A 14,242-nucleotide genomic window follows, 5' to 3' on the forward strand; every position below is an offset into this window, starting at 1 on the left:
TGTTTCTTGTAAAAAAAGGATATCATGTGTTAAAAAATACTGCGTTTACTCTTTCGATATTTATTGTTGTTGCATTAGCTCTTAGCTTCCCAGAACTATTTTTAACTGTTGGAGACTATAAATTAACAGGCCTTATTGTCCCATTATTGATGATTATCATGTTTGGCATGGGGACTTCTGTTGGCGTTGATGATTTTGTTCGAGTCGCTAAAATGCCCAAAGGTGTTTCTGTTGGTTTGATTTGTCAGTTTACCATTATGCCATTTATCGGTATGAGCTTAGCCTTAATCTCTGGACTACCACCAGAAATCGCTGCGGGGATCATCCTAGTGGGCTGCTCTCCAGGCGGTTTAGCGTCTAATGTAATGGCATATATATCAGGAGCAAACTTAGCTCTTTCCTTGACCTTAACTGCCTTTTCCACTTTGCTCGCACCTTTTTTAACCCCGCTGTTAATGTCTTGGTTAGCAGGTGAATATATTCCGATTGATGCCGTTGCCATGTTTTGGAGTATTACCAAAATAGTCATCTTACCCGTACTAGCAGGGCTCTTATTTAATCATTTCTTGCACGGTAAATTTCCATTAATTGACAAAGGAATGCCCTACGTTTCTATGGTGGGGATTGTTGTCATTATTACGATTATCACGGCAGCTGGCAGAGATAACCTTTTAAGCATTGGATTTACCCTCATTGGATTGGTTTTCTTACAAAACATCCTAGGTTTAATCTTGGGCTACGGTGTAGCCAAGTTAGTAAAAATGGAAGAAGCTGATGCTCGGGCTATCGCATTTGAAGTAGGTATGCAGAATTCTGGATTAGCGTCAGGTATTGCAGTAGAAATGGGTAAAGTAGCAAGCATGGGAATTGCGCCTGCGATCTTTGGTCCAGTGATGAATATAAACGGCTCTATACTCGCATCTTTTTGGCGCAAAACAGCTAAAAGTAACGTGTAATGAAGGGTACCTACTTATCAAGGAAAAAATTCCCACTTAATCGTGGGAATTTTCTAGCTCATAAAAAGTGACTTGAAAGAAATCTCCTTGGGCCCCAGTATTGTTGCCTGTATAAGCCCCCGCTTTGAAATACATCCATTCACCTTGAACATCATAGCCACTATTTAAAGCATCCATATCAATCGATTGATGGCCGACAATCGGTGCCGATAATCCACCTTTTCTTATGAGTACATCGATACGAGCATCTTGTTGAATAATCTCATAACTAAAGACCTCATTTAAGGCGATACCAATAGTCGGTGCTGAGGTAAAATTAGGCTGGTTATTTTGGTTGGTGTATTCAGGTCCATAAACCATCCGGATGGTATCATCTCCACCATTTATTTCATGGGCAAAATAGATATAACCCAAATCATGGCCTGGGCGCTTGCGATAGTACAATCGAATGGGTTCATCATCACCAGCATGTATTTGCCCAATGATAACACGACCAATTTGATAATTTTCACCCGCTTCTACTACGCGATTCACCGCCAATGTCGCTGACAGATGACCACCTACTCCACCAACTGGATTAGTCGGTTCAGGTTGATAACCCAACACCCAATTATTCAAATTCGGACCTTGGGTACTAATACTCGTGTTACCTCGGCGTAACATCTCGCGCAACTCAGTCCTTGCATAGCTGGTATTGGTTGATGTTTTGGGCGCGTATATAGGTGCTTTAAAAACCATCCCACCATCAGCACCTGTATAGAAGAAGTCATTAGTAAAGCCTGCAGCTAACTCCCGTTCTTGGATCCGGTCAGACCGTCCATTATTGTCGTTGTCTTCAGGGTTATCCAAGCCCCAGGTCAATAAATCAAAATTCCCACTTGGCGGTACATTAGGATCTAAGCCCAACGTACTGAGTACAAATTCAGTACTCACTTGCTGACGCGCTCCGGAAAGATCACAACCAAAAATGAATACCTCTCTAATACCAGCATCGGTACCAGAATTAAAATTTGTGGTTAATTTTAAATGGCGTAAGTTGGTCGCAGTAATCGACTGTGACTCTGGCAGGTCTGTAGTACCCGTAGTTTGTAAACCTGTAGCGATGTCATAAAAAGCATTCCCAGAAACAGAACCCGATAAATCATAACGATAAGGTGCACTTTGCCCATCTTGCCAAGCAATACGAACTTCTTTGACCTGATAAATGCTCCCCAGATCAATGGTAATATTGGCTTGGGTTGTTGAAGACAACCAAAAGGTGTCTAAATCATTATCAATCACTCGCGTTGGGGTATTTGCTGTTGCCGTGTCACCATTACCAGTAACACTTTGCGCGACAATTAATTGGTTTGCTGAGCAAGATCCCTCTGGGGCGACCTCTGTAGCTGGGGTTGTTGGAGAAGTCGGCGTTGTCGGAGTTGGCGGTGTTATCGACCCTTGATTGGATGAATATCCACCACCACAAGCACCTAGCATGAAAGATGACAATATACTCACACACAGTAGTTTAGCAGAGTGCTGATTGATAGATGTCTTATTAACTTGGCACACGATAGGTTTATTCATCATCGTATCCTTTATGAGAATTTTTTAGGTGATAGAAGGTTGCTTGAACATAATCATTTTCATCACCTGTGTTGTTTTGATTATAGACACCCGCTTTAAAATACATGTATTGGTTAGATATATGATAACCACTGTCACTCATATCGACGTGTTTAGTAATATTTTCATGCCCCTCGCGAATAATCGTAACGTACAAATCGTCCTTTTCCACTGTAATTTTATAACTGAACTTTTCACCCAAAGGAATTCCATTTTCAGGGGCTTTAGCGGTATGAGAACGACTGCCGATAATGTTATACCACACGTCATCAGCACCGTTTATCTCATGCGCAAAATATAACGTGCCTAAATCGTTTTGCGGTAGTTTCCGATAGTACAAACGGATAGGTTCGTCTTTTATCGCATGAATTTGCCCAATAATAACCCGACCTACTTTTTTTTCATCTCCGGTTGTAGAGACTCGGTTAACCGCTAGCGTTGCTTCTAATGAACCATCTACCCCACCTGCTTTTTTCTGTCCAGAAAAATGCATGGAACCAAATACCCAATTGTTTTTGTTCACACCTTGGACCTTCACTCGGGTATCGCCACGGCGAAGCATTTCGCGCAGCTCAGTTCTCACATATTTGGTATTTTTTGATGTAGTCGCACCATAGTTCGGCGATAAAAAGACCATTCCCCCATCATCTGCAGTGTAAAATAATGGACTTAAAGTAAATCCTTTGTCCAAAAACTGTTCCGGAATAATATCAGCTTTATCATCTTTGTTAGTATCGACAGGCAAAGTTAAATACCAATCCAACAAATCAAAGTTTTTTCCTGGAGGAAGACTAGGATCTAACACAAATGGTTGACCAAGAAGCTGACCACTTGGTAAATCTGCATGAGGATGTTCCTTTACCGCTGCTAACACTGTCGCTGGTATTAAAGAGGCCAGGATTAAAAAGAAGACAACCGACTTTTTAACAATTGTTACACACAATACACGTATACTTAACATAAAACTTCTCAAAAATTTATTGACCACTAAAACATATCACTAAATCTATGTTTTGGTAAGTGTTTTGTTAAAATTGGTTATACTTAAAATTTATTTGGTTAACAAAATCTTGACATCTTGTCAGTAAATTGTTTTTATGGTTGTAAGATCATAACAAAAACACGGAAATGTGGAATGCATATAAAAACCCAACCCAAAACGTTAGCGGTATCTATAAAACGTTCTTTTATTAATCCTTTGTTACTCACAAGTGTTGTTGGTATGGGAGCATTAAGTGCCCCCAGTTTCGCGCAGCAAGAAGACGCTTCTGCACAAAAGAAAGACCCTGTAGAAGTTATTGAGGTACAAGGTGTACGAAGAACAATACAAGATGCTATCTCATTAAAAAAAGAATCAACATCGATTGTTGACGGTATGACGGCAAGTGACATTGGTGAATTACCAGCGCTGTCTATTGGTGAAGCTTTGGAGTCTCTAACCGGTGCTTCTTCACACACTGAACAAGGTGGTGCAACTGAAATTTCGATTCGAGGCTTAGGACCTTTTTTAGGTAGTACCGTATTTAATGGACGCGAAGCGGCCAACGGTAGTGGTGACCGTTCAGTCAATTTCTCTCAATTCCCTTCTGAATTATTTAGCAAAATTGCTATTTATAAAACACAAGAAGCTAGTCTAATTGAAGGTGGTGTATCCGGACAAATTCATTTAGATACAGTAAAACCCTTAGACTTCGGTAAGCAACGTTTCCAAGCTGAAATAAAAGGTAATTACAATCCTGCCACTAAAGATATTGTCGATCCTGCTAGAGATTTTGGTACGCGTTTAACCGCTAGTTATATTGATCAGTTTAACTCTGACAAGTTGGGTGAAATTGGCATTTCTATCGGTGTACAACAAGATCTCAAAACCAACCCTGAGCAAGAAGCTCGCTCGACCAGTGGATGGAGAGATTGTGCCAACGATCCTTCACGTTCTGGTGGTGTTTATGCCAGCAGTAACTGTGATTCTGGTTCCGGTGATTTGGTGATGGAGGTTGATCCAGCGACAGGCCAAGCACCAGATGCTGACGTTCCATTCTTATTCGCACCTAGTTCACGCTCGTATCGTCAAAATATGACTGATGATGATCGTGAAGCAGTATTCGCAGCCATCCAATGGCGCCCGACTAACCGTTTAGAAATTAACATGGACGGGCAATACTCTGATCGCGTATTCACTGAAATAAGAAATGATTTGGTCTTTGCTGAAAACCGCCGTATTAATTCACCGTTAGTGTCTCCTGATGACAAACTACCTGGTAACTTAGTCGTTTCAGAAAGTGGTGCAGTACAAAGTTTCACCAATGAACAACGGATTGAAATCCATAGTATTTTCCAAGAGCGTTTAGAAGAATATACCGGCGGTGGTGTTTCTTTCGCTTATGACGTCAGTGACGTATTTAAACTAAGTGGAGATTATTCAGTTTCTAAAACTGAACGCCGCGAAAATATCATTCAAACACGTTTGCAATCTGAAGAGCGCGACATTTATGGCAATGCTGTTCCTGGTGCAGAAAATAGCGGACGTGTTTTGACTAGAACAGATATTGCTCAAAACGGCTCTGAAATCCCTATCTTTACTGTGCAAAACTTTGACGTTAACCATCACGAGTTATTCGCTGATAGTGCACGAACTAGAGCAGACTTAAATCAATTTAGAAATAATAAAATCACAGCTTTTAGACTCGATGGTGAATATTTACCTGATTCGGAATCTATTTCTATGATTAAAGCAGGTGTTCGCTTATCAGAGCTTGAATACGATAGCGTGCCTCGAGTAAGAGATGAGTACACTTTTGACAAATCGGCGATAGCTAACGCTTCAAACACTTGTAAAAATGATGTTTTCCCAGAATCTGGTTTCCTCAGTAGTGTCTCTGGTGGACAAGCCCTGATTACTAATGTCGACAGCGATGGCAATGTTATCGCTCAAGGTACAGGTAATACTTGGGCGACATTTGACCCGTTATGTTTGGCTAGTACTTTGTTAGGCAGTGATATTGCTATTCCTGCGCCTGAGCAAACCATTGCTTCAGTCGACGTCCAAGAAAATACTACAGCCGCTTACATTCAAGCGAACTACGACACTATGCTGGGTGAGTATCCTATCCGAGGTAATTTTGGTGTGCGTTATGTCAACACTGAAGTGACATCCACTTCTTTAAGAGGAGATTTGGTCGCTGTTTATAACGAAGTAGATGACACACTAGTGGATATTGTTGAAGAAGGTGAGTTATCTCCTGTTTCTGCAGTCGGAGAATATACCGAATTACTGCCTAGCGTGAATCTAGTTATGGAACTCAACGATGATGTGCAGCTACGTGCCGCAGTATATAAAGCATTATCTCGACCTGACCCATCTGATTTAGGCTATGGCCGTGATTTTGCAGGCTTAAGCGAAAGTAGTGATGGCGTATCTTTGGATGATGCGGTTGGTTTAGCTAGTGCTAATGGTAACCCTTTTACTAAGCCAATGACCTCTGTCAATTATGATGTCGCAGTAGAATGGTATCCCAACGCTGATACTGTTTTAGCACTAGGTGCATACATCAAAAAGTTTAAAGGTGGATTTGAGAACTCATCGCAAATCGAAACCTTTAGAGTAGATAATGTTGATGTCGATACGGTTGTAACAACGCAAAACGTTGTGGATGACACAAGTACTATTAAAGGTATAGAACTTACTGCAACTCACGCATTTAGTTACCTGGATAATGAGTTCTTCCAAAATACCGGTTTTAAAGTTAGTTATAACTACGCTGATTCGGATTTTGAGTTTGAGGATGCACAATTTGGTGCTTCAAACTTCTTTGATGGTGAAGAGTTAATTCAGAGACAGGGGATCGTGAGCCCAGCGGATATTTTTGGTTTCTCAGAACATGTTTTGTCTAGTCAACTTTATTACCAAAAAGATGGGTTTAGCGCATCTATTAACTACAAGTATCGCAGTGAGTATTTCCAACAGTATATTAGTACTCCAGGGAACTTACGTTTCATCGATGATAAAGAGGTCTATGAATTTAAAGCCTCATATCGCATTGACAGAAACTGGAAAATGTCAGTGTCTGCACTAAATATCTTTGATGACCCAAAACGTCAGTTTAACCCAACTCGTGATAATTTTGCAGAAATCAACGTATATGGTCCGCGCCTCTTTGCTGGTATTCAGTACAGAATGTAATTAGCAGGATTAACTATAACCCTTTGAATGTTGCCAATGATTTGGCAAAGATAAAAATTAACTTAAAATAAAAAGGTAAAGGATAATGAAAATTAACCAATTATTTGCGCTCGGAGCCGTAGCAGTTGCACTTTCTGGATGTAGCTCTGACGAAACAAATACGAATGCCCCAGGTTCCGTTGCTATTTCAGGTACCCCAGTCGCTGGTGAAACCTTGACCGCAACAGTAAGCGATGCAGATGGTGTTGACACGAGTAATATTGCTTATCAATGGCTAGTCAATAATGTACCGCTAACGGCAGCAACAAGCTCTACTTTTACGCTAACTACGGCACAACGTGGCAATGTTATGCGAGTGGCGGTTACATACATAGATAATGCAGGAAATCGCGAAAGTACAACTTCTGGTAACACCACTGCCGTACTTGCTAATATCCCTGGCGTTGTCACTTTAGAAGGTACAACAGTCGAAGGTGAAACACTTACAGCAACCGTTGCTGATGATAACGGTTTACCAGCCGATGTAGCGATAACATGGGCTGCTGATGGTGTAACAATACCAGATGCAACAGGCAGTACCTATGTTCTAGCTGCAGCAGATGTGGGTAAGGTTGTTACTGCTATCGCAACGTATACAGATGGTGAAGGTTTTGCAGAAACGGCGATGTCAGCAGCTACTGCAGTGATTGCTCCACTTGGTACAAATACACCTGCTGAATTTGCAGCGTTAACCACAACCGTTGCCAACAATGCCAGTACAGCCGTTACTGGTACCGCAACAGTCACAGATGTAGATGACGGTGAAGCAACGTTTGTTGCCCAAACGGACACTACAACAACTTACGGTACTTTTAGCATAACTGAAGCTGGCGCTTGGACTTATACGTTAAACACTAGTGATGCGACAGTAGCTGCTTTAGTCGATGGCAATGACTCTGTCAGTGACAGTGTCACTTTGACATCTGCCGATGGTACTACAGCAACATTCGATATTACTGTAACGGGTGTGACCCCAGCACCAACAGGTAATCAAGCCGCTGTAATTCGTGACCTTACCGGCGATGACACAGGTGAATTGCGCTACAGTCTTCCAGAAGCTTTAGCTGCCGGACGTCTAGAAGTCACCTTTACCCGTACTGATGACGATTTAGGCTCAAAAGATGCCTTTATCTCATTATTCAACTCTGGGAATAATAATGCAGGGAACATCTTAGATTTACGCGTACGTGATGACTCTTATGGAGTTCGTTCACCAAGTTCTATTGATACTTCAGCAGTGAGCGTTGTACCAGGTCAACTACATACCGTCATCGCTACCTGGGAGTATCCAAATGGCAATACATCAACAGGTTCGTTCCCAGTCATCAATTTGACTATCGATGGTGTAGCTATTCCTGAATATACTGTATCAGGTAGTGATCCAGTAGACGGTGTAACAACAATTTCATTCCGTTTCGGTGACAATAGTGGCATTCAACCGGCAGAAGCAAACTTTACCATTAATGAATTTAGTGTTTACAGCGATACAGCAGGCACAGCATTAGTGTTCGCTGATGATTTCTCTGGGTTTGCAGCTGGAACTGAATTGGATGCTGAAACAAACGATGCATCACCTTATGCAACGAATACAGAAGATGCTGTCGTAGAAGCATTTGATGATGGCAGCGGCGGTTTGGGTAACACTGGTAACAAGTATGCCCGGATAGTTGACACATTAGATAGTGATACAGGTGAATTACGCTATGTATTGCCTGCAGCCCAAGCAGAAGGGAAAGTAACGTTCTCTTATGCACGTACAGATGATAATGTAGGAAGCACCGATGCGTTCTTCTCATTATTCAACGAATCTAATAGTAATTCTGGCAACATTTTAGATCTACGTATCAGAGATGATTCTTATGGTGTTCGCTCACCAAGTTCTATTGATCTTTCTGCATTCACGGTAACACCAGGGACTGTCCATACAGTAGAAGCCGCATGGTCATATCCTAATGGAAATACTTCAGAGGGTTCACTCCCTGTGGTGAATCTGACAATTGATGGTGTTGCAGTAGCCGAGTATACAGTCGCGGATACCGCTCCTACAGGTGGAGTTGCTACTGTATCTTTCCGAATAGGCTCTAATGGTGGTACCACACCTGTAGATGCACAATTCTGGGTAGATGATTTAAAAATCTATGCAGATGCAGCTGGGACTACATTAGTATTTGAAGATAACTTTGAAGCGTATGCTGAAGACTTTGATCTAAATACAGGTGCAAATACACCTTACAATGAAAGAACGTCAGAAGCAGTGGTAAAAGTCGAAGAGTAATTAGACTGTTTACTATTCAATAAAGTACAAAGCGTTTTAATTAAATACCCCCGAAAGTTATCAAAACCTTCGGGGGTTTTTTATGTATGAATTTTATATCCCTGAAATCAATTAACGAGTGTGTTCCTTGACAAAATATAGGTTTCAACAAATTCGCACTAATTGAAAGATAGAGTGTAATCACGCTGGGAGCGCTTAGACTTGGGGTTATTTGATATTGACATAAAGAGGTCCTCTTTATGTCAACCCATTTTAGAACGGGTCAAGTATATGTTTTCATTAACACTGTCCGAAAAGGTTTGAAAAGCGTCAACGTTATTTAGGACGGGCGACATCGAACAAAAAAAAGGAGACTATCAATAGTCTCCCTTTTTTTTGCAAGTAAATTGATGATTTACAAGATGTGCCTCAACGAATACAGATCACGTGTTTGATTAGTGGCTTTACGAACTTCTTCTAGTGCTCTAGCCTCAGTCGCCTCTATCAACGAATTAATCAAACGATTAAAATGTGCATGCATTGCTGAACGTGCAGCTTGGGAGTTGCCACTTTTAAGAGCATTAAATATAGCTCTATGTTCTTCTGAGCGGACATAATCTGATTGCTTACAGATGCTTTCATAAGCGGTTTTGATTTCAGGCTGAGAGTCTCTAATCGCCCAGAATTGCTTGATGGTATTCAGCATTGCATTGTTACGAGTCGCCGCAGATATCAAGTAATGAAAATCTCTATCAGCTTGGTCTGCATTAATACCCGCCTCCATTGCAACGAGAGTTTGCTCGATTTTATCTAATTCCTCTGGGGTAATCGTTTTCGCGGCTAAAGCAGCAGCCTCACCCTCAATCAATGCACGAGCTTGAGTCAACTCAAAAGCACTAATTGCGCTTTCATTAGCAGCGTCTTTTGCTGATTTATTTAAAACATAGACACCTGAGCTTGTTTTCACTTCCACTAATTGCATGACTTCTAGAGCGATAATAGCCTCGCGTATAGTCGGACGACTAACGCCAAACTTCTCAGCTAATTCTCTTTCAGGTGGTAAGCGGCTTCCTGGCGCGTATTGTCCAGACTGAATTAATTCTTCAATCTTGTCAGCAATGTTCCAGAACATTCTGCGATTTTTCATTTTATTTTGCCTTTACAAGCGATGGATTTTTTTATTTATATCTTTTTAATATACACCAAATTGGTAATAAGATAAAGAATTTAATGGTTATAACAAGATAAATAAAATCATAAATATCAACAATTTAAAATTATTTTTTAAATTATATAACGACTAATTATAGAGTTTTTGGTCAAAAAAAAAGCAAACCGTTAAGGTTTGCTTTTAACACTTACAATGGGAAATTGTAAATAATGAACTTCGTTATTAGAACTTGTAGTTTGCACCAAAAGTGATACGACGGTCTGCTAAACCTTGGAAGCAAAGTAAAGCGCCTTCATTAACACAGCTCTGTGTTACACCTTCTTCAGTTAAGTTAACCGCTTCAACACCAAAGTTAAGCTGTTCGCTATACTGATAGTTGATACTTGCATTAACTTGACCACGGTCATGTGTAACTACAGGGAAACCTAATGTAGAGTTACGTGTTGCACCAGCAGCTGTATCATCTGTACGGAACGCTTCACGCCATGTATAACGAACTCGAGCAGAAATACCATATTTCTCATAGTATGCAGTTAAGTTATATGCATTTTCTGAGAAGTCTAATAAACCTTGAACCGCAGTTACATCAACAAAGTCAGCATCGTTGTAAACACCGTTAATCGCATTAAAGATATCGATACCACGCTTAGGTGCTTTGTTCTCAAGAGAACCACCTTTGTATTCTTGGATGGTGTAGTTAGCAATGAAACCGAAACCAGAAGCCCAACCTAAGTCATCTTCAAAGCTTGATAAGTCATACTGAACTGCCATTTCGATACCAGTTTGAGTTGTTTTCGCTGGGTCGTTAACTTTAGTTTCGAAATCAACACAGATACCTCTTGTACCGATTGGCGCTAAGAAGTCATCACCTTCAGCAACTGGGTTGAAGTAACCACCACCCACACAAGCTGGGTCTGAGCTACGGAAACCATTACCGTCTAAAGCAGCACTTTCTAAGTTAGTTACGAATAAATTCGTAATTTCTTTATCAAAGAAACCAATACTAACAACAGCAGCTTCATCAAAATACCACTCAGCAGATAAATCTAATGTAGTGATTTCTTGTGGCTGTAGACCAGGGTTTCCAATCTCAACAGAAGAGTTTACGTTTGATGCAAATGATACAGATGTATTCAAATCAGAGAAGTTAGGACGACGAATATCTTGTCCCCAACCTAAACGTAATTGCACATCGTCATGAGGCGTAGCAACGATGTTAATACGTGGTAACGTGTAGCTGTAATCTCCAGAAACAGTATTTTGTTGAACACCATCACTGGTTACAGTATTACCTGTTGAATCGACATTTGTTTTAATATGTCTTAAACCAAAGTTACCTTGGATATTTTCGAACTCAAAGTTTGCTTGAGCATACAACGCATGGGTTGCTTCTTCAATGTTAAAGAAAGCAGTTGAAGAGGGCGCTAAGTTTGCAAGATCCGGTGAAGAATCGTGTGCAATTAATGCCGCTTCTAAAGTCTCTAACACATAATCAGGGTTACTGAATGATAAATCAGGGTTAACGATTAAGAAGTTACGTAATGCTAACTCACGACCATCTGCATCACCAAAATTACTTGGACCAGCAACTAATAGTTCAGAGAATAAAGAACCACTTGGGCTGTCAACCATCTTACTAAAGCCACCAATTCTGTCAGAGATTTGGTTGAACGTACTTTCACGCTTGCTGTAACGGTATCCAAAATCAACAGATGTTACAAAAGAATCATCGATGTAATAAGTAAAATCAGTACGTAATGCATCCAAACCATTTTCAGTAGAGTTACGACCTAAATCAACTTGGTCTAAAACAACGTTAGCAGGATCTAAAAGTTGTTCAACAGTAGGGGCAAATGGTGAATCAAAGTTAATACCAAATGTTAACGCGCCACCTGTTAAATCATATATAAATGGAACACTGTTATCATTACTAGTGCTAGATGTAATATTACCATCTGCATCAAGACCGTCTAATGGAGCATTAGGGTTGATAAAGTTTAACTGAGTACTTAAGTTAGGGTTAGTTGTTTCAGAGCTAGTTGAAGAAATTTCAAATGATGCTTTTAATTTCTCACCTTGCCATTCACCGCCTAAACGGAATAATTGGGTATCTGTTAAACGAGCACCAGTATCACTGTTGAAACGCAAGTTAGGATCATCGTCATCTTTAGCAAGATCTGGCTCAATGACACCACGAACTGCTGCTTGAATTGAACCTAACTCAACACCGTCAAGTGAACCAAAATTAACCGTTTCAAACTGTGTTGGTAAGTTTTGGTTTAATACAGAACTTACACCAGAACCTTGTACACGAGTACTGTCTTGACGACGCTCTTGATCGGTTAATACTACGTCAAAGAAGAATTTAGTATTATCATTTGGTGCATATTCAAAAGAAGTTGAAATGTTTTTTGTATCATATTCAAAGTTTTCAAGTTCTTGGTTTAAGAATTGAATACCTAAGAAATCAAAATCTTGACATACTGGACGAGAAGTTAACGCTTCTTCGTTACCACCACGGACTACTGTTGCGTTACAGTTTTCAACTAAACTACCATCGCGGTCAACACGTGGACGGAATGAAGTTGCTTCTTGAGAAGTGATACTACCACTGAAAACAAAACCAAACTTACCGTTATCATTTTCCCAGTTATCACCGAATGCACCAGAGAAACGAGGTTGAACACCATCTGTAGTTAAGCTGCTGTCTTCACCTTGTACACGAACACTGATAAGTCTCTCATCAAGCTCTAAAGGACGAATTGTTCTTAAGTTAACTGTACCACCAACTGAACCTTCAATGGTTTTTGCTTCTGGCGCTTTAGTTACTTCTAAGCCAGCAATGATTGAAGCAGATACGTCTTCGAAGCTGATACCACCACGACCAGTACCTGCACCAACAGTTTCAACACCGTTAATAAGTACATTGTTTGAATTTGAACCACGAATCTGTACGCCTGTACCAACACCTGCAGTACGTGTGATTTGAACACCTGTGATGTTCTCTAATACTTCTGCAAGGTTTTGGTCTGGTAATTTACCAATATCTTCTGCATTGATAACTTCAACCAGGTTCATTGAAGAACGTTTTTCGTTCAATGCACTTGTCAATGAACCACGGATACCAGATACCTGAATAACCTCAACGGCTTCTTCAGCTCTCGCATTGTCTTGAGCAAGTACAGGTGTACTTACATTAATAGCAGTAGCTGATAAGACAGCTAAAGATATTTTAGATAACTTATGTTTCATGTGTGTTCCTTTGTTTTCTATTGTGTTAACAATGCAAACTTACGTTTATTATTGTTTTACCGAAAATTTACAATTGCTTTACCATAAAAGTACAACCATCCAGACCTAATGTCAACCTTTTGGTAAGACATTTTGTTAACAATTCGGTTTACCTTTACACTTCTTTTGGCTACACGGACTTTACAATAAACTTCGCAAATAACAATAAAATCAATATAATTCAATGGCTTAAAAATTAAACCAGCCGTATTTATTTGTTAGTGTTCAACGTATGATAAATTATAAATTTAAACTATTATTTACATTTATGTTTGCTATAAGTAAAAAAAATGCCAACCTTGGTTAACCAAGATTGGCATTTTAACTAACGCGTGTAAGACATATGTGTTTACATTTGCAAGCTAAGTTTTTGTACAGGGATGACTGACCCCATGACAACGGGGACACGTTGATGTAATGCATGGGGTTGAATGTCTAAAATCCGTTGATTACGAGATAAAGCTTTGCCGCCAGCATTTTCAATCAACATAGCTAAAGGATTTGCCTCATATAACAAACGAATTTTGCCATTTTCGATGCCTGCACGACTATCACCAGGATAAATAAAGGTACCACCTTTGCTGATAACACGATGCACATCTCCAACCATCGCAGCATTCCAACGAATTGAGCTTCCCTGGTAAGTATCTTCGGCATGCATAATATCATCAAATTGCTTTTGTACAGGATTTGTAATCCCCCCGAAAAAAGAGAGCAGTTTTAACTAGAAAATTCCGCTACACTAT

7 protein-coding genes and 1 pseudogene are annotated in these 14,242 nt (G+C 40.2%); 3 read left to right on the top strand and 5 right to left on the bottom strand.

The window, feature by feature from the left end:
* The first annotated feature begins 26 nt into the window (after positions 1 to 26).
* On the top strand, positions 27 to 956 hold the full coding sequence (locus tag NLF92_RS10390) for a bile acid:sodium symporter family protein (protein WP_254101572.1): 930 nt from the start codon (positions 27 to 29) through the stop codon (positions 954 to 956).
* A 36-nt stretch (positions 957 to 992) separates the two neighbouring features.
* Here the strand turns inward: NLF92_RS10390 and NLF92_RS10395 are convergent, their stop codons facing one another.
* On the bottom strand, positions 993 to 2,522 hold the full coding sequence (locus tag NLF92_RS10395; protein ID WP_254101574.1) for a polysaccharide lyase family 7 protein: 1,530 nt from the start codon (positions 2,520 to 2,522) through the stop codon (positions 993 to 995).
* Positions 2,515 to 3,522 carry a polysaccharide lyase family 7 protein gene (locus NLF92_RS10400; protein ID WP_254101576.1) on the bottom strand — a complete coding sequence of 336 codons (1,008 nt, stop codon included), beginning with the start codon at positions 3,520 to 3,522 and terminating at the stop codon, positions 2,515 to 2,517. Before NLF92_RS10400 ends, NLF92_RS10395 begins: the two co-directional genes overlap by 8 nt.
* Positions 3,523 to 3,696: 174 nt before the next feature.
* On the opposite strand from NLF92_RS10400, the gene NLF92_RS10405 reads away from it, so the two are divergent.
* Complete coding sequence (locus NLF92_RS10405; RefSeq protein ID WP_254101582.1) at positions 3,697 to 6,741, top strand: TonB-dependent receptor; 3,045 nt, start codon at positions 3,697 to 3,699, stop codon at positions 6,739 to 6,741.
* An 85-nt stretch (positions 6,742 to 6,826) separates the two neighbouring features.
* Positions 6,827 to 9,055, top strand: a complete 2,229-nt coding sequence (locus NLF92_RS10410) for a VCBS domain-containing protein (RefSeq protein ID WP_254101584.1) — start codon at positions 6,827 to 6,829, stop codon at positions 9,053 to 9,055.
* 394 nt (positions 9,056 to 9,449) lie between these two features.
* On the opposite strand, the gene NLF92_RS10415 is transcribed toward NLF92_RS10410, so the two are convergent.
* The 3 genes and pseudogenes from NLF92_RS10415 to NLF92_RS10425 form a co-directional block, all read right to left on the bottom strand.
* Positions 9,450 to 10,181, bottom strand: coding sequence for a FadR/GntR family transcriptional regulator (locus NLF92_RS10415; RefSeq protein WP_254101586.1), 732 nt, complete (start codon positions 10,179 to 10,181; stop codon positions 9,450 to 9,452).
* Between the two features lie 246 nt (positions 10,182 to 10,427).
* Positions 10,428 to 13,457 carry a TonB-dependent receptor gene (locus NLF92_RS10420; protein WP_254101588.1) on the bottom strand — a complete coding sequence of 1,010 codons (3,030 nt, stop codon included), beginning with the start codon at positions 13,455 to 13,457 and terminating at the stop codon, positions 10,428 to 10,430.
* A 388-nt stretch (positions 13,458 to 13,845) separates the two neighbouring features.
* Positions 13,846 to 14,184 (bottom strand): annotated as a pseudogene (locus tag NLF92_RS10425) (class 1 fructose-bisphosphatase); the annotation flags it as partial.
* Positions 14,185 to 14,242 lie beyond the last annotated feature (58 nt).

This window comes from Opacimonas viscosa, assembly GCF_024199005.1.
GTDB classification, from domain to species: Bacteria; Pseudomonadota; Gammaproteobacteria; order Enterobacterales; family Alteromonadaceae; genus Opacimonas; species Opacimonas viscosa.

Bases quoted from the DNA above. Each gene is read 5' to 3' on its own strand.
- NLF92_RS10395 (WP_254101574.1), bottom strand. From the start codon at position 2,522: ATGAATAAACCTATCGTGTGCCAAGTTAATAAGACATCTATCAATCAG.
- NLF92_RS10400 (WP_254101576.1), bottom strand. From the start codon at position 3,522: ATGTTAAGTATACGTGTATTGTGTGTAACAATTGTTAAAAAGTCGGTT.
- NLF92_RS10405 (WP_254101582.1), top strand. From the start codon at position 3,697: ATGCATATAAAAACCCAACCCAAAACGTTAGCGGTATCTATAAAACGT.
- NLF92_RS10410 (WP_254101584.1), top strand. From the start codon at position 6,827: ATGAAAATTAACCAATTATTTGCGCTCGGAGCCGTAGCAGTTGCACTT.
- NLF92_RS10415 (WP_254101586.1), bottom strand. From the start codon at position 10,181: ATGAAAAATCGCAGAATGTTCTGGAACATTGCTGACAAGATTGAAGAA.
- NLF92_RS10420 (WP_254101588.1), bottom strand. From the start codon at position 13,457: ATGAAACATAAGTTATCTAAAATATCTTTAGCTGTCTTATCAGCTACT.